Genomic DNA, 23,164 nt, shown 5'->3' on the forward strand with positions numbered 1-23,164 from the left:
TAAATTTAAATCCACTTTCAACGGTTGGGTTAAGCATAAAAACATACGACAAATAAAAAGACGGGGGTTTACTATGAATCAGACTAATGACCGTCTATGGGTTGCAGCATTAGGCGGCGTTAACGAAATCGGTAAGAATATGTATGTATTACAGTATGGAAATGACATCGTAGTTATCGATTGCGGGTCTAAATTTCCAGATGAAAGCCTACTCGGGATAGATCTGATTATCCCTGATATGAGTTATCTGTTATCCAATCAAGATAAGGTACGAGCGATCATTGTTACCCACGGACATGAAGATCATATTGGAGGAATCCCTTACTTATTGAAGCAAATGCAAATCCCTGTGTATGCTTCACGTTTGACATTAGGTCTCATTGAGATCAAGTTAAGGGAACATGCTATTCTCAATGAAACGCATATGGTTCGTATTGACGCGAACTCCAAGCTTGAGTTTGGTGCAATTCAATGTTCCTTCTTTAATACGAACCATAGTATACCGGATTGTCTCGGTATCGTATTTGACACACCTGAAGGGACTGTTGTACATACTGGTGACTTTAAATTCGACATGACGCCCGTGAATAAGCAATATCCTGATCTGCATCGCATGTCAGATATAGGCAAGAAGGGCGTTCTAATGCTGTTGTCGGAGAGCACAAATGCGGAACGTCCAGGATTCACACCGTCCGAACGTCTTGTAGGTGCCCATATTGAGGAAGCGTTCAATAAAGCGGATCGGAGAGTTTTTATATCAACCTTCGCATCGAATGTCTACCGACTTCAACAGGTTGTGGACGCTGCCATTTCGACAAATCGCAAACTTACTTTACTCGGCCGGAGCATGTTGAACGTTGTATCTGTGGCTCAAGAGTTGGGGTATTTGAACATTCCATCTGGAATGCTCGTGGATACCGATGAGGCGAAGAAGCTCCCTCCAGAAAAAATTGCCGTCCTTTGTACTGGAAGCCAAGGGGAACCTATGGCAGCCTTAGCCCGTCTGGCAAGTTCAACGCAAAGACAAATGAAGGTAGAAGCGGGAGACTTGGTGATCATTGCAGCGAATCCCATCCCAGGAAATGAACGAAATGTAGCTCGGATTGTAGATAACTTATTCGCACTTGGCGCAAAAATCATTTACGGTTCTCGCAGTGAATTACATGTATCCGGGCATGGCAGCCAAGAAGAGTTAAAGCTAATGCTTACGTTAATGAAGCCCAAATATTTTGTGCCGATACATGGTGAGTTCCGTATGTTACATCAACATCGTGAGCTTGCAGAGGCTGTAGGGGTAAGGCATGAGAATATTTTTATACTGAATAATGGCGATGTGGTGGAGACAGACAATGGGGTAACTCGTCAATCGGGTCGTATTCCAGCGGGTCAAATCTTAGTGGATGGACTTGGCATTGGTGATATTGGCAATATTGTGCTTCGGGATCGACGTCAGTTGTCTGCTGATGGTATCTTAATCGTCGTTGTTACATTAAGCAAAATTGAGGGACAGCTGTTATCCCGCCCAGATACAATCTCCAGGGGGTTCGTCTATGTCCGAAACTCTGAAGAGCTTATTCAAGATATCAACCAGCTTGTCATAGAGACCGTTGAGAAGATGAAGCACGAACAAATGAGTCAATGGAATACCATGAAGAAGACGTTAAAAGATTCATTAGGGCAATATTTATATGCTCGCACCAAAAGACGACCGATCATCCTGCCGATCATCATTGAAGTTTAAGTTCAAGAGATAAAAATAGGACATTCCTTTATGGACTGTCCATTTTTGTGTAGTATTGATCTCATTCCATTAACCGGGTAAATACAATAAGCCTTTTCTCGTGTTCTTTCTTTTGCCGATTATATTTACCTGCACATGTGATGAGATTTAACCGAGCTTCTTCAGTCTTTCCGAATATGCGATCTATAGGCGCTTCGCTTGTCTTAAATTTTTCAACGGAAAGGACTTTATAGACTAAATATTTACCAGATGCATCGGAGAGTAGTACCGGATCATCACGTTTTAATTTCTTAAGGCCATAGAATATAGCAGGACCGGTATAATTATCGACATGCCCAGCAATCACAGCATTTCCACGTTGTCCTGGTTTGACCCCGCTCATCAGAAGACCTACGTTCTCGGTGGATTCAGGGACCTCCATCTGGCCGTTATCCAGCACTCCAACGGGTTCTACGCTGGCGTGGATCCGGACGGACGGAATATAGATTTTATTAGGAATGATTGCAGGTCTGGATGCTGATGTCGATGGTGGTAATGATGACAATGGTAAAGGCTTGTGTATTACTTCTGGTTTAACAGGGGGATGCTGCTCGATATGGACGTTCTGCGGCTGCGGCTGTGAGTTTATATCCGGTGTGGGATTCAACTGATTTCCAGAGGAGCATCCGACACATAATAGCAGCAAGAACATAACCATGATACCAAATCGATGAATTTGTTCCATACGTATATTCCTTAGAATAAATAAAATGAGGGTTTCCCCTCATTTCATTTATTCGCTTACTCCGCCGAAGCCTGTTTTTGGAAGAGCTTTTGGTGTCAAACCTTTCATTTTCATATGACCCTTTTTAGCCGATTTTGCATGAAGTTTTTTGCCTTTATGAGCGCTCTTTGCATGCATTTTGTGTTTATGGTGGGTGCTCTTCATGTGCACTTTGTGCTTTGTTTCGTGTGCCGGGGCCGCGGATGCTACAGATGCTACAGATAGGAGTAAACATGCAGAAAGGACAACAGCTGCGAATTTTTTCAATGTAATAACCTCCTGAAGTATGGTTTGTCTTGCGAAGTTAATTTACCCGTTCATGAGAAATTCATAAGAGGGTTTTTATGGATAGACTGTTATAGCCGTCAGTAAAGTACACATCGTGAAGAGTTGATATCCATTAGGAACTGTAATGTCGGGTGCAGAGATTCCCTCCGCACCCTGGTTTTTCTCACTTTTTCCTTACTTGATGAGCAATAATCCTATTTACTTGGAATCATCGTCGTCTTGGACACTATCTGCCGCCTGGTTGCCCAGTGATGCGCCTACGATTCCACCTACAACGGTTCCTATAGGACCAAAAGCAGTACCTACGACAGCACCCGCAGCACCACCACCCACGGTTCCTACAGCATCTCCAGCACTCATTCCAGCTGTGTTTTCAGCTGAATCACCGTTTCGATTACGATCGTTATTGTTAGCCATCTATTTCACTCCTTTTTTCGTGATTTGAAACGCTACTACGAAGTCTGTGTAACATCCCAAAAGTATCTTTCCCTGACATTTCTGAAATGATTCTGCACGATTTGGAGGTAAAATCCCAACTTCACATTTGAGAAGTTGGGATTTTTTATAGAGTCACTATATAACTACTCAGTAACTTGTTTGCGTATTTCCTTTCCCGTATGTTTGCCTTTGAACACGAAGGTTCTCAAACTATCCATGTTAATCACAATGATGCCGATGATAATCGTGATTCCGCCGACCACCGATAAAACTGAAACAGGCTCATCATACAAAACAGCGCCAAGACAAAGGGCAATCAACGGCGAGATATAGAGCCAAGTGGATGGAAACACGGGATTGGTTTTGGCGATCAGCCAATAGAAGATGGTGTGTCCCGTCATCGAACCGGCAATGATTAAATACAAAAGCGACCAAATGGCGTTTGGAGCGAGCAGGGTCTCGATGTGTATTTTCTCGGTGAACAGGGATAAAATCAGAAGCAACCCTCCGCCATAGATCATCTGAGCTGCATTCAAAGCAATGGGAGACGTATCTTGAAACCGCTGCACGACTCGGCGCGAATAGACGGTACCCGTGGAATAAAAGACTTGGCCCAATAACACGGCCGCACATCCAAGTACCCAAATCCTGCTAAAGGTAACGGCAATGCCGGGCAATAGCAGCAAAACGACACCCACTGTCCCTGTGAGGCAGCCTGCCAAAGAGCTGAGTGAAAGACGCTGACGGGAAATCGCGGTTTGAAGCAACAAAATCATGAGTGGTGCCGTCGCCGACAATATTGCCGCAATACCGGAGCTCAAATATTGTTCGGCCCAATATAATGTTGCGAATACGCCAAAGGTTAGTCCCGCGCCCGTTAATAACATCTCTTTACGGAGCAAAAGAGACAACCTCGCTTTTCGTCTGACAACCATGTATAACAAAATGATGCTCCCAGCCAGAAGAAAACGGAGGCCAGCTGAGAAAAAAGGTGGTGCTCCTGCATCAATCCCTACTTTAATAGCCAAAAAAGTCGTCCCGAAAACCAAGCACATTATCAAATAATTCATCCAAATCATGTCCATTCCTCCTTGTATTTTTCTATCATAAGGGGGATGGAACAGAACAGTTGAAATCAAATAGAACAGATGCTATACAAATCGTATATAATATGGGGAAAAGGGATGGGGAGGGGCATATGAAAAGAGACGTTCTTTCGAATGTTCATTCGGATAAACTATTTGAACAAGTGTACGACTATCTTCTGGAACGGATCAGACGCGGGGAGTGGAAGGCACATGAGAAACTCCCTTCAATTCGCGTACTGGCGGCGGAATTCGAGGTACACCGCTTAACCGTCTTCAAAGCGTATCAATTACTCAAACAAAACCGCAAAGTGTATGTAAAAGATAAATCCGGATATTATGTGCAGCCAGGCAGTACGCTGTCGCCCGCTGCGCAGCTGGACCCGATCGTATCCGCTTATGTACATGAAAGCTGTCTTTCCGAAATCCATCAGGTGGAGGCCGTTTATCAATTTTCCAAGGCTTTACTGGATCCTAATCTGCTGCCGAACCGGTATTTTTCCGAATACGTGAAACAAGTGTTTGATATTTATCCCAAAGTGCTAGGGACTTATTCTACAACCCAGGGGGACATAGAACTACGGGAAACACTTTGCCAATATTTTGCGGACCGTCATCATTTCGATCTGACGAAGGATGAAGTATTGATCACCTCCGGTTCGCAGGAAGCTATCGATCTCATAGCCAGAGTGCTGGTCAAACCGCGGGATACCGTATTGCTCGAAAGGCCCACCTATAGCCCGGCGATTGACGTGTTCAGAAGGCAGGGAGCAAATATTGTCCCGATCGATATCTACCCTTACGGATATAATCTGGATCAGGTGGAAGAGCTTATGCAAAAATACAAGCCGCGTCTTTTTTATCTCAATCCTACCTTTCAAAATCCAACGGGCTACACCGTCCCTGCAGAACAACGAAAGAGAATTGTTGATCTGGCGGCTCAATATCAATGTCTATTAGTAGAGGACGACCCTTGTCCGGATATCTATTTCGGTGAAGAACCGCCGCCGCCTTTTTTCGCTTACGATACGGTCGGGTGCACGATTTATATTCGAAGTTTCAGCAAATACATTGCCCCGGGCTTGAGTATTACCATGGTGGCTTGCCGCCCTAGCATCATGACTTATTTGGTCAAAGCGAAATCGCTATCGGACAGCGGGACGCCTTTGCTGAACCAAAAAATCTTTTTGCATTATTTCTTTTCGGAACGCATGCAGCAGCACTTGGAGAAACTCCGGACGGCGCTGGTGGTCCGCAAGGAAATTATGGAAGATGAGTTGTCTGCTACAGGATGGCAATGGAACTCCCCGGCAGGCGGATTTAATTTATGGATCAAGCTTTCGGAATCTACCCCGATGGAAAGCCTTCTCGGCAAAAGTATGGAGCAATCCATTACCTTTGTGCCAGGCTCCATCTGCGACCCGCGCAGGGAAATGAATTCTAGGATTCGAATGAGTTATTCCTATTTGAATGAAGTACAGCTGCGGGAGGGATTGCAACGATTCGTCAGCTTGTTCCGCCAGTTGTCATCCGGAGAGTCATGATAAAAAGAGGGATAAGCCTACTAGTTAACGAATATCAATGATCAGGTTTGTATATTCTTGGCAATGGAGGAAGGGAGCAGAGGTTGTATTGGGTTGTCAAATAATATTTACAGAGAATCAAATTGAGAGTAAAGTTGCGATTAATTATCGGAGGTTATTCTACATATGAAACAGAAGCTTCTCAATTCCCCAATGATTTATGCATTCGGGATGCTGGCTATGATGATTCCAAGCCAAGCTTTCAGTTCATTCTATACGTATTACTACGTTGATAAACTGGGTCTCAGCATCGGTCTTGCTACGCTCGCAAGAACGATCTTCTTAATCTGGGACGCAGTGAATCAACCCATGTTCGGCTATTGGTCAGATCGAACGAAAACGAAATACGGACGTAGACGACCGTGGATCTTCTTCGCCTCACCGTTATTCGTTCTTGCATTTATTCTAGTATTCTCCCCACCAAGCAACATGTCTGATACGGGATTGTTCACATGGTTTCTTGTTGCGCTTATATTCTACGAAGCCATGGCGACAATTATTTGGGTCAACTATGGTGCCCTATTTCCTGAATTGTTCAAGGGAGACCGCATTCGCACAAAAGCTTCAGCCATTCAACAAGGCTATCAAATCTTAGCGATTCTGATAGGGACTGCGCTAACACCTATTCTGTTCGAAGCGCTTGGTTTCAGTAACATGGCCATCATCTATTCCATTGTGTTTCTTGTTCTTATGCTCCTATTCTTGAAATTCATCAAAGAGGATGAGGAGGCGAGCAGTGGGCCGCAGTTGAAGTTGAAAGAAGCCTTTAAAGAAACGCTTAAAAACAAACCCTTTTGGCTCGTCAATATTTCCAACTCGTTCGCTCAGACCGTTAACGGTTTGCTCAGTGCAACCATTCCTTTTTACGCCAAGTACGTCCTTCACATCCCGGAGGCGCAGAATACAATTTTGTTCGCAGCGGTGTTCGTCTCTGTCATTCCACTCGTCGGCGTGTGGTACTGGATGTTACGCAAGATGGATCCAGTCAAAGGATGGAGATTGTCCCTTATCGTCTATGCATTAGCCGTCATTTCATTTTGGTTCGGTAGCAATTTAACAAGCGGTATTATAGCGGGGATCATTGTTGGCTTCGGATTGGCCGGATTTCTCGTGTCTCCACCCATGGTCACCAGTCGAATTATTGATCAGGATGTAGCCAAGACTGGCAGCCGACGCGAGGGTATATACACGGCGGTAAGCGGATTTATCGTTCGGTCCAGTGGATTGATCTCAGCACTCGCTTTTCTAATCGTTGGTATGATCTTCGGATACGAAAGCGGAGACAATCCGGGGCCTGATCCTGAGTCGACCTTCCGTTATTTGATCAGTGTCGTTCCGTTTATCCTGCTGTCCATTTCCATCATTATTTCGTTGTTCGTGAGCGTAGAAGGGAGAACTGAACATGAATCCTAAGTATCTCATCATCAACTGTGACGATTTCGGTCAGAGCCGTCCGATGAACCAAGCCATAATGCATCTGCTTGAGGAAAACAAGGTGTCCTCGGCGACAATGATGGCTCCAGCGCCGGGATTCGAGGAAGCTGCAGCGTGGTGCAGAAAAAGAGGTCAGAAGAATATTGGGTTTCACATGACGCTTACAAGTGAGTTCGATGCCATTCGTTGGACCAGCTTAACCGGACATTCTTCGCTTCATGACGAGAGTGGAAAGATGCACAAAACCGTTGAAGCATTCGAACGACATGCAGATACGAATGCCATTCTAAAGGAATTGCATGCGCAATACGAGAAGATCATACAATCCGGTATTTATCCTACACATGCGGATAATCATATGGGCAGTCTGTATGGTCTTGCGACGGGTAGGAGCCATATAGCGGAAGCCTTACAATTATGCTCTGATTGGAAGCTGCCGTTCCGTTTCTTCCGCAAAGTCTATTTGAGCGATCCACTTATGTCGATGATTCCTGGAGTAGAACGTATAGCGGCAGATGTATCGTCACTCGCGGATGCGTTTGGTGTCGCAATTCCCGATTACTTGTTATCGCATCCTTTTCATATTCAAGAAGGGGAGACATACGAGGGATTTAAGCGAGAGATTATTGCTAAAATGTACAACTTGCCTGAAGGGATCAGTGAGACGTATATTCATCCAGCCGTCGATGACGAACACATGCTACAACAAGTTCCAGACTGGGAGAAGAGGGTATGGGAGTATAAGTTGATGTTGGACGATGATTTTGCTTACGCGATCAAGGATGCTGGTGTAATTCTGACGGACTACTCGATTGTTCGCTAATCCTCTTTTGTTCTTTTGATGATATTATCCCCTCAAGGTAGACAGTGATAAAAGAGTTCATGGTAAAATGAATTCAACACAGTTGACCGGAGGGGATTTTGTTATGCCACACAAGAAAGGACAAAGCTTTACCCGTTATAGCAAAGAAGTGAAGCAAGAGGCGGTTCGCCCTCTGTTGTCTCCAGAGTTTGAATTTGTGTTAATCAAACCCAGTGATGCAGCTTCCAGATGGCACCAGCAGCTGGAGTTGATTTTTGTGCTGCAAGGGACAGGCTGGTTACACTGTGGGGAAGGGGCCGCGTCCTATGCGATCCGAGAAGGGGACATCTTTGCCGTCAACAGCTTCCAGATACGAAGTATAGCTCTGGATCAGAGCGCCTTGGCGCTTTCGCTGACGATATCCCCAACTTTTATTACGTCGGTGTGTCCCGAGATTACAAGGCCAGTGGTGAACTGCAAATCCTTTTTGTTCTCCGAGGATCGTCAACAGCCTTTTGACCTCTTGCGCCGGGGGTTTGCCAATGCTTTTCGGGCTCAATATAAACATCAATCTCAGCTTTCCATCCATTTGCGGGGGAAGTTGGTAAGTTTGTTGGATGATTTATTCCAGCATTTTTTAGTCGATGGACCGGCTATCGAGGAGCAAAACTCAGCTAATGAACACTTACGTGCCGCTACAGATTATATTCATCAGCACTATCAGGGAAACATCACCTTAGCCGATCTAGCCAAGCATACGTTTCTAAGCAGCTCCTATATTTCTCGCATATTTCATAAATTTCTGGGGGTAACCTTCAAAGCATACCTTTCGCAGGTTCGCTTGATACACGCTACCGTCCTATTGGGAAGTGAAGCGACCATTACGGAGATCGCTTACAACACCGGATTTTCAAGCGCCCATGCGTTCATCGAAGCTTATAAGCAGTATCGTGGGTTGACACCTGGTCAATACCGACGCAACATCAAGGAGCCCAAAATCGAAAAAGCGGTCAATCCTACGGAGACGGTAGATGGTTTTTCAACTGCGTTTTCTTCACTGATGCGTTACGCAAACGTTGCATATGAAGAAATCAATTACCAACCTGTTGATACGACGGAGATTACGGTGGATACGAAAAAGACAATCAAGCCGCTGCAACACCATTGGAAGCGTCTTATGAACGCGGGTTATGGCAAGGATCTTCTTAACGGCTCCGTGCAAACGCAGATTGCAAAGCTTCAGCGTGAGGTTGGATTCCAGTACATCCGCTGCAAGGGAATTCTTGACGATGATATGATGGTGCTTACCATAGATGTCAATGGTAACCCTAACTATAACTTTGTCTATCTAGACACCGTGGTGGACTTTATCCTATCAACGGGCGCAATGCCAATGCTGGAGTTCAGTTATATGCCATCGATTCTCGCCCAAAATAAACCTTTCGTTTTTCGCCGGCCGTCGATCATATCTGCGCCTAGAGACATTGACCAGTGGGGGGATCTGATCACAGCGATCGTTCAACATCTTGTGCAGCGCTATGGGCAGAAATCGTTGCGCCGTTGGTTATTTTCCCCGTGGTGCGCGCCGGAGTTTTCAGAGCTGGGGTTATTTACACGGGAAGAATATATCCAGATTTATCTCGCATCGTATCGTGCCATCAAATCTGTCTGCAGCGATATTATCATTTGCGGTCCGGGGAATGGCATTGAATCGCTTGAAGCCAACCGGTGGTTTTTGGACATGTGTAAATCAGAGTTGTGTATGCCGGATATTCTCTCTTTTCGCGCTTTCATGAGCATTGTACCTGGTACCGAAAAAGGCGGACTACGTCTAAACAGGACGAATGACGCATTGGATCTCGCTGTGAGCGGCGACGAGCAGTACCTTGCAGGCGCCCTACAAGCGATCCGTGGAGTAGTAAAGGAGCAAGGCCTTGAATTGCCCGTGATGCTGGAGGAATGGAGCAACAATATTTGGCAGCGCGATTTGTGCAATGATACGAGCTATAAATCGACCTATATTTTCAAAACGATATTAGAAAATTACGATAGCTACCATGCGATGGGTTATTTCAGTGCCAGCGACCAAATGGATGAGATCGCGCCTGCCGCCGAATTGTTCCATGGCGGATTTGGCCTGTTCACCCGGAACGGCCTCCCCAAAAGCGCTTTTGGGGCGATGGAATTGCTTAACCGGATCGGCGATGAGCTGGTTGCCTCTGGCCAAGGCTATTTCATGACCAAAAAAGATGGTGAACTTCAAATTTACTTGTATAACTATACGCACTATGACATACTGTACCGCTACCGCCATACCACCCATCTTACCAAAACGGAGCGGTATAACGTATTCAATGAAAAGCGGCCGCAATCTTTCCATATTCGATTGGACGGACTTGAGGAAGGAAAGCACACGCTGCGCCGCTATCACATTGGCCCAAGTGGCGGCAGCACCTTTGATGCCTGGATTCGAATGGGGGCACCTGAACAGCTCAACCAGGAAGAGGAACATTTGCTGGGTCACCAGTCACATCCATTGTACAGCAGAGAAACCGTGCATAGCGACGGAAGCATCACGCTTCATGCCCATCTTCAGCCGCATGAGGTTCAATTAATCACCATCACAGGTTAACAGGGTAACACGAAGCAGAGAATCGGGTACGCGAAACGGTATATCCGATTCTTGTCTTTTTTAATATGTTTTTTGTCATGATTAGCTTGAAAGATGATCGAAACATGACAAATGAATCATTTTCTCACACGAAGTCTATTGATTTTGTATATTTTGAAACCGCTTTATTTCTTATAATGAAATTATAAAAGATTGAAGCAATTTCAAAATACTTTTGTTTCATAGAAAGAGGGATTGAAGATGGTGAAAGAATTCAGATTTGATGACGTACCTGTCATAGAGACGAAAGCTGGTAAACTTAAAGGTTATTCATTCGATGGCATGTATATTTTCAAAGGGATCCCTTACGCACAAGCCAAACGGTTCCAGATGCCTAACGAGGTTGAACCTTGGAAGGGTGTGAAGGAAGCGACTTCCTATGGATTTGTCTGCCCGCTGATGGCGCAGGAACAGCCCACCGGTGAGCTGCTCGTACCCCATCGGTACTGGCCGCAGGATGAAAACTGTCATAATCTGAACATCTGGACCGAGACGGTGGATGAGAAGGTGAAAAAACCGGTCTTGGTATGGCTGCATGGTGGTGGTTTCGTAGCGGGCTCTTCGATCGAACAGGAAGCCTACGACGGCTTCAATATGAGCCGAGAAGGCGATGTCGTGGTGGTCTCGGTGAATCACCGTCTTAATATCCTAGGTTACATGGACCTTTCCCCATTTGGCGAAAAGTATGCGAATTCGGCCAACGCCGGCCATGCCGACCTTGTTGCAGCGCTAAAATGGATCAACGAGAACATTGCGAAGTTTGGTGGAGACCCGGAGAACGTGACGCTATTTGGCCAGTCCGGGGGAGGCATGAAAACGACCGGTTTGATGCAGATCCCGAGCGCGAACGGCTTGTTCCACAAAGCGATTGTGATGAGTGGCGTGTCTGACGGCAAGCTGATGCCAATACCTACAGGTGACGGCACGCAGATCGTTACTGCGATGCTGGAAGCGCTCGGAATCGATGTGAACGATGTAGAGAAACTGGAGACGGTCCCTTATCACGACTTGGTACAGGCCTACAATAAGGTGTGTCCTATTGTAGCGCAACAGGGCGGGTATGTCGGTTGCATGCCGATGGAGAACGATTTCTACAAGGGCGAGCCGCTCCTCAGTGGCTTTACCGAGCACGCCAAAACCATCCCGATGATGGTTGGCTCTGTTATCGGAGAGTTTTCCTTCGCGCCATTGCCGTTCAACAAAAATGAGCTTTCTGACGAAGAGATGAAGGCAATCCTAACCAAGCGTTTTGGCGAACGCACCCAAGAGTTAATTGATTTGTATGTAAAAGCATACCCTGAGAAAAAGGCCGTAGATTTGCTGGCGTTAGATCGAATTTTCCGAGTGCCTTCCAAAGCGCTGGCTAAATTGCAAGCGGAGAGCCAGCAAGCACCGGCGTATATGTACAATTTTACTTTTGAGTTTCCTTATCAAAATGGTAAAACAGCGTGGCACTGCGCGGATATTCCTTTTGTGTTCCACAACACGAGCAAGGTGGAGATCTGCAACGTACCTGGTGTTTCCGACAAGCTGGAGAAGCAGGTGTTCGGGGCTGTAATTAACTTTGCCCGCACCGGTAACCCGAACCACGAAGGGTTGCCGCATTGGCCGGCTGTTACGGCGGAGGACGAAGCGACGATGATTTTCGATCGTACCTGTGAAGTGCGCCATAATTACGACGATGCCTTGCTGGCGCTCATCGAAGAGGTCTTACCGCCTTTCTCCTTAGCCGAGTTGTTCGCACAGGATATTCAGCACTAAGAATGATGTGAAAATCGAACATGAAAAAACGGACTACGATCTTAACGTAGTCCGTTTTTTTTAACCACATCAGAAAGTATAAGTTTTCGCAAATGTAGCGAAAACTTCTTTTTGATTGGCGATAAAAACAACCGGTGAACGCGGTCGCTCATCTTCGAGAATACATCGATAGAAGTTTTTCTCATTACAGATTTTTGAAAGGAAGATTAGAGGAAGCCAATGCAACATTGCAGACGGGTGCAAGTACGTGGTTGACATGGATATAGATAAGGCATTGCTTGTGTTTTGGTAAATTAATATATTAAACTGATTGTACAGGCTGGTTTACTCAAGAAACCTGTACCTTAAACAAAATATTCCTTATACAAGGGGCGGTAAATTAATGATTAGCAAAGTCGGTCAAATTATGTTATATGTCAATAACCAAGATGAGGCTGTTAAATTCTGGACCGAAAAAGTCGGATTCAGTATGATCTCTGAAGAAAATAACGGTCAAGGCATGCGATGGATAGAAGTTGCTCCAACAAAAGGCGCAGAAACAAGTATTATTCTACATAACAAGGAATTCGTTGCGAAAATGTCGCCTGGAATGAATCTGGGTACACCTTCGTTAATGTTTTTTACGGAGAATCTTGATAGGTTGTATAGCGACTTATCCAATAAAAATGTCAAAGTCGGAGAAATTGTAAACATGCCATCCGGTAGAGTATTTAACTTTGCAGATGATGAAAATAATTACTTTGCTGTCATGGAGAAATAATAAGCTGCTGAAATAGAGCACCTTCAAGCACTGATTCCATAGGAATTAAGCTTGAAGGTGTTTTTTTAATTTTCAATAACGACGCGATTCAGCTTGAGATTCACTGGGTTCGCAAGCGTGTCACCCACTGGACATTTGCTCTCCAGAAATTGAACAAATTGTTCGACTTTATCGGCAGATGATTGGGTCTTGATGTAGAACGTGTAGCGTATATCGGAGTAACCAGGGCGAACTTCAGAGCGGTTGAAAAAACCGTCAAGATCCAGCTCACCTTCAACATCTACCCTGAAATCTTCAAGCACGACATCGAATTTGGGAGCATAGACCCGAGCCACAATGGATTGGCATGCGCCCAAGGAGGCAAGCAATGCTTCGACAGGATTCATCCCTGTGTCAGTACCACCAAGGTTTTTCGGCTCGTCGATAACGAGTTCGAATTGTCTTACATTGGTAATGACTTTGACCCCATCTTGTAAATGGGCCGTTGCTTTGAAAGTTTGGACATTTGGCATGCATATACTCTCCTTTTTCTGAACACCCAAGCGTGGTTGAGTATTTCACCGACGAATTAATCATACTAATATACTAGGATTTATATGGATTATAAATCTACTGATCTTGATTTGTCAATATATGTTATGACCTTGGATCCGTCCTTACTTGAAGATAACGCGGTACATTCACGAAATGCGAAATGGCTACAGCCTAAACATTTGTTATCATCCAGTTTACCTAGAGCAAAGCTAATTGCTTCGCCGGTATGGTCAAAGAAATGTTCTGTTCCAATGCGTAGGTCTAATCCGGTTTTTCTCATATAAGCTCTTGGTTGCGATTGCATGGCAGAAAAAAGCACAGTACCACCAGAATTCTTAACATGCTGTACAATACGAGCAAGGTTAGCTTCGCCGGTAGCATCCATGAAGGGTACTTTCCCAAAACGCAGCAACAATACTCTCACATGCGAGCTCGTTGTATCCATAATGGATTTCTGAAACATATCTGCTGCTCCAAAGAATAGGGGGCCTTCAATCGTATAAATGCTAATCTGGGGACAGTCGTGATTTTCATTGACCATATACGGTTTCACCTTCTCATTCTTCATCGATGGATCAGGCAAGACCTTTGTTACGGTAAGAATATCCCGCATCCGTATAACAAAAATAATAACCGCTAGCGCTAATCCGACCTCGACCGCCGTAGTCAGACTTGTTAATACCGTAAGGAGAAATGTAATCAACAAAATGATCGAATCACTAGATTTTGTTTTTAATACATGGACAAACTCTTTACGCTCGCTCATATTCCAGGCCACGACCATCAGAATCGGCGCCATACTGGATAATGGAATCGTTGAAGCAAAGGGAGCAAGTAGGACCAGAACAGATAAAACGACAAGCCCGTGAATCATTCCCGATATTGGAGAAGCGGCGCCATTTTTAATATTTGTAGCCGTGCGTGCAATCGCCCCAGTCGCAGGAATTCCTCCAAAAAACGGCGTGACGACATTCGCAATCCCTTGCCCTATAAGCTCACGATTGCTTTGATGCCTGCTACCTGTCATGCCATCTGCTACAACAGCAGACAGGAGTGATTCAATACCTCCGAGCATCGCAATAACGAATGCTGCAGGGAGAAGCTGAATAATGATATCCAGCGACAGATGAGGCATGGAGAACTTTGGCAGCGTATCCGGGATCATGCCATAGGTAGAACCGATTGTTGCTATTTTTCCATTAAAAAATATAGACGCAATAACACTTGAAACGATAAGTCCAGCTAATGATGCCGGAAGTTTCGGAAGTGTTTTTGGTAGAAAGAGAAGGACGGCAAGGCAGATTACAGCAGTCAGAGCACTATAAACATTCCAAGTGGAGAGATGAGTCCCGATTTCTTTCATATTAGACAAAAAGTACTCATGACTTTTTATATGCTGCAGTCCCAAGAAGTTCGCGATTTGGCCTGAGAAAATGATGACCGCGATACCTGACGTAAACCCGATCGTAACGGGCCTTGGAATAAATTGAATTAAAATACCGAGCTTGAAAATGCCCATCAAAATAAGAATGACCCCTGCGATCATTCCGGCGATGAGCAAATTTTCATATCCAAATTGCAGGACAATACCTAATAGTATCGGAACAAAAGCTCCGGTTGGACCTCCAATTTGAAACTTGGATCCGCCAAAAAGTGAAATTAGAAACCCTGCTACAATGGTCGTATATATCCCAAATTGAGGTTTTACCCCTGATGCAATAGCGAAAGACATGGCAAGTGGAATCGCTACGACACCGACAATTAACCCAGCAACAAGATCCCGACGCAACGATTGGATCGTATAACCTTCAAATCTACCCGACCATTTCATAAGAACCCTTCTTCTTTATATATTTGATTATTTGAATATATGGGGAATATACACCCGACATTCCTTCTTGTCAATGAACAAATACCTACTCGATTTTTTACAAAAACATGATTAAAATAAAAAACAAGGCATCTTATGACGCCTTGTTTCTTGGACCGTTTTATTCATTCCGTATGGTTTCCAACAGGGAAATAGCATCCACCAGATGATTATCAAATATTTGTCTGGTCACCCCAAGTAGATCTTTGATAAGAGGATCTCGAAGGGAATAAATAACGGAAGTACCATCTTTTGTTCCATTAACCACATTCTTATTACGAAGTACGGCCAACTGCTGTGATACAGCAGAACCTTCGCTACCTAAAATACTTTGAAGTTCGTTAACGTTTTTATCCCCTTCACATAGCACTTCAAGGATACGTATGCGCATGGGATGAGCCAGTGCTTTGAAAAATTCTGCTTTGAATTGTTGAATGTCACGATTCATAGATCTAATCCCCTTAACATTTGAAGCTTTGAATATACAACCAGAATAACACATGTAAGAAGTACTTTGTAAAACAAACTAAAAAAGGTGTAATATTGTTATATTCAAATAATCAAATATATTTAAGTTTAGGTTGTGGAAGAAAGGTGTGCAAGGATGTCTGAATTAAAAGAGTTACAAGGTAATAAACAAAAAGTAATCGAAGTGGGCCTTGGATTTCTCCATGGGGTAGGGGCGGATTATATTTGTAATGTTTGCATTCCTAGTGGTGGTTCTTGCTGCACAGGTTGCCGTTCATTAATAAACGAGGTAGGCTGTCAAGAACGAAATACAAGCTGCACGGCTTGGTTGTGCGGGTTTTTAAAATATATCTTCTATGAAGCTGGCCTAATTGTTGAGTGGGAGAAATTTTGGATTCAAGTACCTGGTCGCGCATATCGAGAAGACTTCACACCCGACTATTTTACCGTTCGCAATTGGTTAGATACGCCTAAGATTCGTTTTCTATCCGAAGCATTTGCTGAAGACATGAAAGAGCTGCACCCCTATAATAATCCGTTCTGGTTACATGAGATGAAGGAGACGCTGGATCGGTATATAGATAATCTACTGGAATTTACCGATCCCGAAATTAGAAGGAAAAAGGAGAAAGAACTGAAATACCTGATGAAAGATTTTCGTCGTTTTCATCTAGCAATCGAACAGCTTTAGGGAAATTGAAGATCTAGGCATAACAATAGGCGAAGCTGTAGATAGCGGTAGTGTCCGAAATCTGCCGGTGCCGAGTGCGCCGGTTTTTTTGCGTGAATTGCTCATGTCCTATACCCCTTTTCGGAACATACCTTTACATCCTTTCAATAAGATTGCATAATGATCTATTGGTACGTATGCACATTTAGATCATATACTTTACTTGAAGGAGCGTGAAACTTGTGCAAGAAACCTGTGTGCCGACTGGCGTATTACTAAAAGATACCGGCTTTGGGTATACCTTGTCCTTAATTGGCGGTAAATATAAAATGATTATTATGTATTGGTTGTCTGAAAATAAAGTGATGCGGCATAATGAGCTCAAGCGAAGTATCGGGACCATTTCCTTTAAAACGCTCAGCATCATGTTAAAAGAGATGGAGGCAGATGGGCTTATCATCCGCAAGGAATTTCCCCAAGTACCACCAAAAGTTGAATATTCATTATCTGAACGCGGCCGCTCTCTCATTCCATTATTACATATGATGTGCGAGTGGGGGGAGAAGAACAGCTTACCATCCCCGGAGGCTGTTCAACGGAAGGCATAGCGTTTTTGTTCAATCAAAAGAAGTATCTCCTATACAAGGAAATACTTCTTTTTTAGTTAATTAATTCAGCTGCCTTTTACAGGTTGTCAACAAAATTCAAATAATCTTGAGCGCTTTTTTCCATTTCGCTTTCAGATGGCTCATAATTTTCTGCACCATAAAACGCATAGAACGAACGATAATCTGCATTGCAGTATAGGAAGGTCGTTTCAAAAGGAGATAATAAATGGTCAAGGGTATAGTGATATCTACCCTCTTCACGGTAATCTTCTTCTTTAATGCCGGCAGAAACAGCTAAAGCAGCTTTGCGGTTCTTTAATTTATCGCCCCCATTTGAACCATAAGCCCAACCATAAGCAAAAACATCATCAAGCCATTTTTTAAGAAGAGGTGGACAATTGAACCAATAAATAGGGAACTGTAAAACAAGATTACGATGCGATTCAATTAATTGCTGTTCTTTTTCCGTATCAATGTTGCCGTCAGGGTAAACCTTATACAATTCGTGTACAGTATACTTTTCCGGATTTTTTTGCAGTTCTTCTACCCATCGCTTATTAATGACGGATGTTTCTATGCTTGGATGTGTTACGATAACAAGAGTTTTCAAAGATTCGTCCTCCTTAAGATGATTTACTTTCTCGAGTATAATGTGAACACTACAAATATGTAAGTATGCACTTTTAGTACAGGTACTTACAAAAAGGTAAGTGTCAATGAGAAGGTGATGAGAGGAAGAATAGGGTAATTCAAATCCATTTATAGTATAATGATGACTTCAATATGGGATGGAAACAGCGAAAAGAGGGAACAGATGCCTACGATACTGGTTGCTGACGACGATGCGAACATTCGCGAACTCGTCTGTTTATTTCTACGCAACGATGGATTTGCAACAGTCGAAGCCGAAGACGGCAAAGAAGCATTGGACGTCTATGCCTCGACGCACGTCGATCTCGTCGTGCTCGATATTATGATGCCGATCATGGACGGTTGGACGTTATGCAAAGAGCTCCGAAGAGCCAATCCTGATCTTCCATTACTGATGCTGACTGCGAGAGGCGAAACATGGGAGAAAGTGAAAGGGTTCGAACTTGGTACAGATGATTATTTGACGAAACCATTTGACCCGTTGGAGTTGACCGTTCGGGTTAGAGCATTACTCAAACGATACAAGATTGGTTCCACGCAGACGATCCAGTTCGGCAACGTCACACTTGATCGACAGACCTATAAAGTGATGAGAGGGACGGATTCGCTTACATTACCGCTTAAAGAGTTTGAATTGCTGTATAAGCTTGCTGGAACACCCGGACAAGTCTATACACGCGAACAGTTAATCGATCAGATTTGGGGGATCGATTACGCCGGAGATGATCGAACGATAGATGTTCATATTAAACGCTTGCGCGAACGGTTCGCGACGACACCAGATTTTCGTATCGAAACGGTACGTGGGCTTGGTTACCGGCTTGAGGTGTACGAATGATCCGATCCTTATATATACGTGTTGTCCTGACATTTCTAGTCAGCGTCATCGCGGGCACGATCATTGCTTTTCTTGTGTCCACTTGGATGTTCGAAGATAAATTAAACCAAAACGCGCAAATCAACTTACGTAACTTCGGCCAAGACATCGTCCGGATTTACAAGATACTTCCGTTATGTGAAGCGGACGCGTTCGTGAGTGAAATGAAGCAGCTCGATTCCTATCATATTCGAATCTACGAAGCAACGGGTCAGTTCCAGTCTTACGGGAAACTTAACGGACACAAACCTGCCACTGTGACGAAGGAGCATCTAAAGAAAGTTATCGATGGAGGCGTTGTTCTAGACACGCCGAATGGCATTGCTACAGTCCTCTTAGGGTTGCCGTTGAAAACGGAAATGGGAACGAAAGCGATGTTTTTAGAAACGCTCGCCCCCCCTTCTGCCTCTTTTGTTGCCAATTGGGCCATGATCTTTGCAACCTGTTCGTTGATTGCAGGAAGCTTATTGATTCTGGTTGCCTCTATATTCCTGGTCAGACCGATCAAAAAGCTGACAATAGCGACTAGGCGTATAGCAGCTGGAGATTTCAACGTCAAGCTGAATATTAAGCAGGTAAGTGAGCTGGGTACGTTGGCTCGCAGCTTTGAAGAAATGTCGCACGATTTGCAGCAACTTGAGCAGATGCGCAGGGACTTCGTATCGAATGTATCGCACGAAGTTCAGTCTCCGCTCACCTCGATATCCGGTTATGCTTTAGCACTCAAGCAAGTAGATCTCTCCGATCATGAACGAAGCCGTTATCTGGATATAATCATCGCTGAAGCGAACAGGATGTCCAAAATGAGCGATAGCCTGCTCAAGCTGAGCATGCTGGAATCGCAGTCACAGCAACTTCGTCTGACCACACTTAGCCTTGATGAACAGATCAGAAGGGTCATCGTTGCGCTCCAGCCGCAATGGAATGCTCGCAGGCTACAGTTTGAGCTCGATTTAGATACGATACAAGTAACGGCGGATCATGAGCTATTAAACCAGGTATGGACGAATATTATTGGCAATAGCATTAAATTTTCCGAGGATAGCGGCATGATTGAGGTCAGTATCAAACAAGATACTAAAAATGTGACAGTCCGAATATCCGATACGGGCATTGGTATTTCCCCCGAGGACCAGAAGCGTATATTTGAGCGGTTCTTTAAGGCCGATCGTTCCCACAGTCGTAAGTATGGCGGCAGCGGTATGGGACTCGCCATCGTGAAGCAGATCGTATCGCTGCATCAAGGCGACATTCGAGTAGAGAGCGAACCTGGTGAAGGAACGACCTTCATTGTCACTTTGCCAATCACTACGCTAATAGATTAAATCGATTGCTATGGCTTCATGCGCAAGTTTCCTTGCGTGTGAAGCCTTTTGTTTTTTACCAGTTCATATTCCGTTCATATTGTCGTCATGGGGAGTACATCTTCGTCATATAAGCTTCTTTTAACGGCTTCTTATTCAAGGCAGCCCAATATAGAGAAGAGGGACAGGAGTAGATGAACATGCAACCAATAGAAGAGGTAACGAAAAAAAGGATGCGTAAGCCACTGCGCATTTTACTTAAAACCTTGGGAGCCATAGCCATAGCCATCATGCTTTTTCTAGCCATTGTATTTATCGTGAATGTGTTCGCAACAAAATCGGATCAAGCAAAAATCGTGCCGTACGGTCAACACGTGTCTGTGGACGGAAAAAATATGAATGTGTTAATTCAAGGCGATGGCAAGGAAACGATCGTGCTTCTGCCTGGTTATGGAACAGCTGCACCAGCGCTTGATTTTAAGCTGCTCATCGATGAACTATCTCCATATTACAAAGTTGTTGCCGTTGAACCTTTCGGTTATGGATTAAGTGATGGAACGGAAAAAGATCGAACCACAGAGAATATCGTAAGTGAAGTTCATGAAGCGCTACAGCAGCTTAACATTAACAAATACATTCTCATGGGACACTCGATTACAGGCATTTACGGCATTAATTATGTGAACAAGTATCCTGACGAGGTGACTGCCTTTGTCGGAATCGATAGCAGTGTTCCAACACAACCAGGTATGGATGTTAAATTCCCATTAAAAACGTTTGCATTTCTTAAAAAATCAGGTCTCCAAAGATTGGCGGTCAAATTTGGTGGTGACCCTTATGCTGGACTCCCATTTGATGATCGCATCATAGAGCAGATGAAAATGCTGTCGAATATAAACTCGAATAGTTCCACGATGTTAAATGAGATGGACCATATTTCTTCCAATTTTAAAGGAGCTCAAGGTTTAACCTTCCCTAACGACCTTCCGCTTCTACTCTTTGTACAAGCGGATAATCAAGGTGTACCTGGATGGATCCCTCTGCATGAAGGGCAGATCAAAGACTCGGTACATGGAAAAGTAATTATTATGGAAGGCTCCCATTATTTGCACCACACTAAATTCAAAGAAATCGCTGAGGGCGTTAGATTATTTATGAAAGAAGCAAAATAAATAGAACGAATGGAAAGCCGCCCCTTGGGACGGTTTTCCACAGTTTATCCAATTCGGCCTGTGTCTGGGTCTATTGATGAAAGAGAGGGTTACACATGAGATTATTTGAAATACTTTTAGTTCTATCCTGTTTGGCTTTACTACTAGATTTATTGTTTATTAAAAGAAGCGCAAAGAATACAGGATTGGGTTTGTGTTTAGGAAGCAGCGTTATATTCGTAGCTCAATTGTTGGTTGAGGGATACAGATGGCAGTTGCTTTTGGTATATATCATGACGGCTCTATTCATACTCATCGTTTTATTCAGGCATTCAAGAAAGATGGAGAATATAAAAATAGGGAAACTGTTGAAATATAGTTTATCTTCCATCATCGTTATTTTACTTGTTGTATCTACCAGCTTGTCTGTGTACTTGCCTGTCTTTCATTTGCCGAAGCTTGATGGTCCAGAGAAAGTGGGTACTCAAACATTTCATTTTACAGATCAGAATAGAGATGAAGTCTTAACTGAAGATCAAAGCGATAAGCGGGAGCTAATGGTTCAAATTTGGTATCCTACTGAAAATAAGAATAACAACAAGAGTGAAGCGCTTTTTCCAAAAGATAAAGAAATGTTCAAAAAGTATATTCAGACATACTCTAATTCTTTAAACCTTCCCGATTTTGTGTTCGATTACTGGAAGTATAGTAAAACCAACTCTTATGAAAATGTAGAAATATTACCTTCTACAAGTCCGTATCCCTTGGTACTGCTATCTCATGGTATGGGAACCAGTAGAGTTCTACATGCATCACAAGCCGAGAATCTGGCCAGTCATGGGTTTATCGTGGTCACAATCGATCATACGTATAGCACCTTTGCTACCATTTTTCCGGATGGCCGTGTAACGGACTATAAAACAAAGATGACAACAATAGATGATCGTAGAAAAATCGGAAATATATGGACGCAAGACGTAGAGTTTGTCATCAATCAAATCGAAAAGCTAAATTCAGGTGCAATCGAAAGTCAATTTAAAGGGAAAATAGATTTAAATAACATAGGCGTGATGGGGCATTCTTTTGGGGGTGCAACGGCGTTTAATACAACTTATTTAGATCATAGAATCAAGGCCGGGATCAATATGGACGGGTCACTATTTGAAGTGGAAAATAGAGATGTTATAAACAAGCCGTTTATGTTCATAAGATCGGGAATTTTTAAAGACTGGTTAGTAGATTTTAAAAAGGATAAAAATCCGGATAACGAAATAACTAAACAACTTTCAGATGAGCTGCACATTATTAAAAATGTTATCGAACATGGGGGAAATGCGATTTATGTAGAAGGAACCCAACACTTCAATTTCACGGACCTTCAATTCTATTCGGAGTTGATTAAACTGACTGGGATTACAGGAGATATTAATGGTAAAAGAGGATCAAGCATCGTAAATCAATATGTACTCGATTTCTTTAATAAGCAACTGAAAGGAACGGGTGGAAATCTGATTCAGGGGCCAAACGATATGTATCCAGAGGTGAAATTTATAGAGCCGGGAGACCTTTAACCGATCATGTCCGACGGAGTAGAGTGTCGCTGTAGCATTATTTTGCCTGTTCATATTATGTTCATGTAGACGTCACGAGCAGTACATCTTGATTGGTTAAGCTTACTTCAGTACCAAAGTTAAGATAGCCCAAA

21 protein-coding genes are annotated in these 23,164 nt (G+C 43.7%); 13 read left to right on the top strand and 8 right to left on the bottom strand.

Annotated elements, in window-relative coordinates; genetic code table 11:
• Positions 1-73 precede the first annotated feature (73 nt).
• A complete protein-coding gene (locus tag AC3WU2_RS04285) occupies positions 74-1,741 on the top strand; it encodes a ribonuclease J (RefSeq protein WP_492451563.1) in 1,668 nt (555 codons plus the stop codon).
• 61 nt (positions 1,742-1,802) lie between these two features.
• Here AC3WU2_RS04285 and AC3WU2_RS04290 read toward each other — a convergent pair whose 3' ends face one another.
• From AC3WU2_RS04290 to AC3WU2_RS04305, 4 genes are all read right to left on the bottom strand, one after another.
• Positions 1,803-2,465 carry a class F sortase gene (locus AC3WU2_RS04290; protein ID WP_492451566.1) on the bottom strand — a complete coding sequence of 221 codons (663 nt, stop codon included), beginning with the start codon at positions 2,463-2,465 and terminating at the stop codon, positions 1,803-1,805.
• Between the two features lie 48 nt (positions 2,466-2,513).
• Positions 2,514-2,771 carry a hypothetical protein gene (locus AC3WU2_RS04295; protein ID WP_492451568.1) on the bottom strand — a complete coding sequence of 86 codons (258 nt, stop codon included), beginning with the start codon at positions 2,769-2,771 and terminating at the stop codon, positions 2,514-2,516.
• Positions 2,772-2,990: 219 nt separating this feature from the next.
• On the bottom strand, positions 2,991-3,209 hold the full coding sequence (locus tag AC3WU2_RS04300; protein ID WP_492451570.1) for a hypothetical protein: 219 nt from the start codon (positions 3,207-3,209) through the stop codon (positions 2,991-2,993).
• Between the two features lie 164 nt (positions 3,210-3,373).
• Positions 3,374-4,309, bottom strand: a complete 936-nt coding sequence (locus tag AC3WU2_RS04305; protein ID WP_492451572.1) for a DMT family transporter — start codon at positions 4,307-4,309, stop codon at positions 3,374-3,376.
• 119 nt (positions 4,310-4,428) lie between these two features.
• Here AC3WU2_RS04305 and AC3WU2_RS04310 point away from each other — a divergent pair, with 119 nt between their 5' ends.
• The 6 genes from AC3WU2_RS04310 (at position 4,429) to AC3WU2_RS04335 (ending at position 13,326) form a co-directional block, all read left to right on the top strand.
• The gene (locus tag AC3WU2_RS04310; protein WP_492451574.1) at positions 4,429-5,859 is read left to right on the top strand and encodes an aminotransferase-like domain-containing protein; all 1,431 of its coding nucleotides are present in this window, start codon (positions 4,429-4,431) and stop codon (positions 5,857-5,859) included.
• A gap of 165 nt (positions 5,860-6,024) precedes the next feature.
• Complete coding sequence (locus AC3WU2_RS04315; protein ID WP_492451576.1) at positions 6,025-7,311, top strand: MFS transporter; 1,287 nt, start codon at positions 6,025-6,027, stop codon at positions 7,309-7,311.
• Positions 7,301-8,155, top strand: coding sequence for a polysaccharide deacetylase family protein (locus tag AC3WU2_RS04320; protein WP_492451579.1), 855 nt, complete (start codon positions 7,301-7,303; stop codon positions 8,153-8,155). Before AC3WU2_RS04315 ends, AC3WU2_RS04320 begins: the two co-directional genes overlap by 11 nt.
• A 103-nt stretch (positions 8,156-8,258) precedes the next feature.
• The gene (locus AC3WU2_RS04325; RefSeq protein WP_492451581.1) at positions 8,259-10,766 is read left to right on the top strand and encodes a GH39 family glycosyl hydrolase; all 2,508 of its coding nucleotides are present in this window, start codon (positions 8,259-8,261) and stop codon (positions 10,764-10,766) included.
• Between the two features lie 240 nt (positions 10,767-11,006).
• Positions 11,007-12,566, top strand: a complete 1,560-nt coding sequence (locus AC3WU2_RS04330) for a carboxylesterase/lipase family protein (protein ID WP_492451583.1) — start codon at positions 11,007-11,009, stop codon at positions 12,564-12,566.
• A 382-nt stretch (positions 12,567-12,948) separates the two neighbouring features.
• Complete coding sequence (locus AC3WU2_RS04335) at positions 12,949-13,326, top strand: VOC family protein (RefSeq protein ID WP_492451586.1); 378 nt, start codon at positions 12,949-12,951, stop codon at positions 13,324-13,326.
• A gap of 65 nt (positions 13,327-13,391) precedes the next feature.
• On the opposite strand, the gene AC3WU2_RS04340 is transcribed toward AC3WU2_RS04335, so the two are convergent.
• The 3 genes from AC3WU2_RS04340 to AC3WU2_RS04350 all read right to left on the bottom strand — a co-directional run bounded on the left by AC3WU2_RS04340 (position 13,392) and on the right by AC3WU2_RS04350 (position 16,178).
• Complete coding sequence (locus AC3WU2_RS04340) at positions 13,392-13,838, bottom strand: OsmC family protein (protein ID WP_379343625.1); 447 nt, start codon at positions 13,836-13,838, stop codon at positions 13,392-13,394.
• Between the two features lie 89 nt (positions 13,839-13,927).
• Positions 13,928-15,691, bottom strand: coding sequence for a SulP family inorganic anion transporter (locus tag AC3WU2_RS04345; RefSeq protein WP_492451589.1), 1,764 nt, complete (start codon positions 15,689-15,691; stop codon positions 13,928-13,930).
• A gap of 160 nt (positions 15,692-15,851) precedes the next feature.
• Positions 15,852-16,178: an ArsR/SmtB family transcription factor gene (locus AC3WU2_RS04350; RefSeq protein WP_379343629.1), complete on the bottom strand. Its 327-nt coding sequence runs from the start codon at positions 16,176-16,178 to the stop codon at positions 15,852-15,854.
• Between the two features lie 156 nt (positions 16,179-16,334).
• On the opposite strand from AC3WU2_RS04350, the gene AC3WU2_RS04355 reads away from it, so the two are divergent.
• Both AC3WU2_RS04355 and AC3WU2_RS04360 read left to right on the top strand, forming a co-directional pair.
• A complete protein-coding gene (locus tag AC3WU2_RS04355; RefSeq protein WP_492451591.1) occupies positions 16,335-16,889 on the top strand; it encodes a hypothetical protein in 555 nt (184 codons plus the stop codon).
• 221 nt (positions 16,890-17,110) lie between these two features.
• Positions 17,111-17,476, top strand: coding sequence for a winged helix-turn-helix transcriptional regulator (locus AC3WU2_RS04360; RefSeq protein WP_492451594.1), 366 nt, complete (start codon positions 17,111-17,113; stop codon positions 17,474-17,476).
• A 76-nt stretch (positions 17,477-17,552) separates the two neighbouring features.
• Here the strand turns inward: AC3WU2_RS04360 and AC3WU2_RS04365 are convergent, their stop codons facing one another.
• The gene (locus AC3WU2_RS04365; RefSeq protein WP_492451596.1) at positions 17,553-18,086 is read right to left on the bottom strand and encodes an NAD(P)H-dependent oxidoreductase; all 534 of its coding nucleotides are present in this window, start codon (positions 18,084-18,086) and stop codon (positions 17,553-17,555) included.
• Between the two features lie 204 nt (positions 18,087-18,290).
• Between AC3WU2_RS04365 and AC3WU2_RS04370 the strand changes: the two genes are divergently transcribed.
• The 4 genes from AC3WU2_RS04370 (at position 18,291) to AC3WU2_RS04385 (ending at position 23,030) form a co-directional block, all read left to right on the top strand.
• Positions 18,291-18,965 (top strand): response regulator transcription factor, encoded by a 675-nt coding sequence (locus AC3WU2_RS04370; protein WP_492451598.1) that lies wholly within the window; start codon positions 18,291-18,293, stop codon positions 18,963-18,965.
• Complete coding sequence (locus tag AC3WU2_RS04375) at positions 18,962-20,329, top strand: sensor histidine kinase (protein WP_492451600.1); 1,368 nt, start codon at positions 18,962-18,964, stop codon at positions 20,327-20,329. Before AC3WU2_RS04370 ends, AC3WU2_RS04375 begins: the two co-directional genes overlap by 4 nt.
• Before the next feature lie 179 nt (positions 20,330-20,508).
• Positions 20,509-21,480, top strand: a complete 972-nt coding sequence (locus AC3WU2_RS04380; protein WP_492451602.1) for an alpha/beta hydrolase — start codon at positions 20,509-20,511, stop codon at positions 21,478-21,480.
• Positions 21,481-21,575: 95 nt separating this feature from the next.
• Entirely contained in the window at positions 21,576-23,030 is a 1,455-nt protein-coding gene (locus AC3WU2_RS04385; protein WP_492451604.1) for an alpha/beta hydrolase family protein, read from the top strand.
• Positions 23,031-23,164 lie beyond the last annotated feature (134 nt).

This window comes from Paenibacillus sp. EB106-05-06-XG162 (genome assembly GCF_058791655.1).

Bases quoted from the DNA above. Each gene is read 5' to 3' on its own strand.
- AC3WU2_RS04285 (WP_492451563.1), top strand. From the start codon at position 74: ATGAATCAGACTAATGACCGTCTATGGGTTGCAGCATTAGGCGGCGTT.
- AC3WU2_RS04290 (WP_492451566.1), bottom strand. From the start codon at position 2,465: ATGGAACAAATTCATCGATTTGGTATCATGGTTATGTTCTTGCTGCTA.
- AC3WU2_RS04300 (WP_492451570.1), bottom strand. From the start codon at position 3,209: ATGGCTAACAATAACGATCGTAATCGAAACGGTGATTCAGCTGAAAAC.
- AC3WU2_RS04305 (WP_492451572.1), bottom strand. From the start codon at position 4,309: ATGATTTGGATGAATTATTTGATAATGTGCTTGGTTTTCGGGACGACT.
- AC3WU2_RS04310 (WP_492451574.1), top strand. From the start codon at position 4,429: ATGAAAAGAGACGTTCTTTCGAATGTTCATTCGGATAAACTATTTGAA.
- AC3WU2_RS04315 (WP_492451576.1), top strand. From the start codon at position 6,025: ATGAAACAGAAGCTTCTCAATTCCCCAATGATTTATGCATTCGGGATG.
- AC3WU2_RS04320 (WP_492451579.1), top strand. From the start codon at position 7,301: ATGAATCCTAAGTATCTCATCATCAACTGTGACGATTTCGGTCAGAGC.
- AC3WU2_RS04325 (WP_492451581.1), top strand. From the start codon at position 8,259: ATGCCACACAAGAAAGGACAAAGCTTTACCCGTTATAGCAAAGAAGTG.
- AC3WU2_RS04330 (WP_492451583.1), top strand. From the start codon at position 11,007: ATGGTGAAAGAATTCAGATTTGATGACGTACCTGTCATAGAGACGAAA.
- AC3WU2_RS04335 (WP_492451586.1), top strand. From the start codon at position 12,949: ATGATTAGCAAAGTCGGTCAAATTATGTTATATGTCAATAACCAAGAT.
- AC3WU2_RS04340 (WP_379343625.1), bottom strand. From the start codon at position 13,838: ATGCCAAATGTCCAAACTTTCAAAGCAACGGCCCATTTACAAGATGGG.
- AC3WU2_RS04345 (WP_492451589.1), bottom strand. From the start codon at position 15,691: ATGAAATGGTCGGGTAGATTTGAAGGTTATACGATCCAATCGTTGCGT.
- AC3WU2_RS04350 (WP_379343629.1), bottom strand. From the start codon at position 16,178: ATGAATCGTGACATTCAACAATTCAAAGCAGAATTTTTCAAAGCACTG.
- AC3WU2_RS04355 (WP_492451591.1), top strand. From the start codon at position 16,335: ATGTCTGAATTAAAAGAGTTACAAGGTAATAAACAAAAAGTAATCGAA.
- AC3WU2_RS04370 (WP_492451598.1), top strand. From the start codon at position 18,291: ATGCCTACGATACTGGTTGCTGACGACGATGCGAACATTCGCGAACTC.
- AC3WU2_RS04375 (WP_492451600.1), top strand. From the start codon at position 18,962: ATGATCCGATCCTTATATATACGTGTTGTCCTGACATTTCTAGTCAGC.
- AC3WU2_RS04380 (WP_492451602.1), top strand. From the start codon at position 20,509: ATGCAACCAATAGAAGAGGTAACGAAAAAAAGGATGCGTAAGCCACTG.
- AC3WU2_RS04385 (WP_492451604.1), top strand. From the start codon at position 21,576: ATGAGATTATTTGAAATACTTTTAGTTCTATCCTGTTTGGCTTTACTA.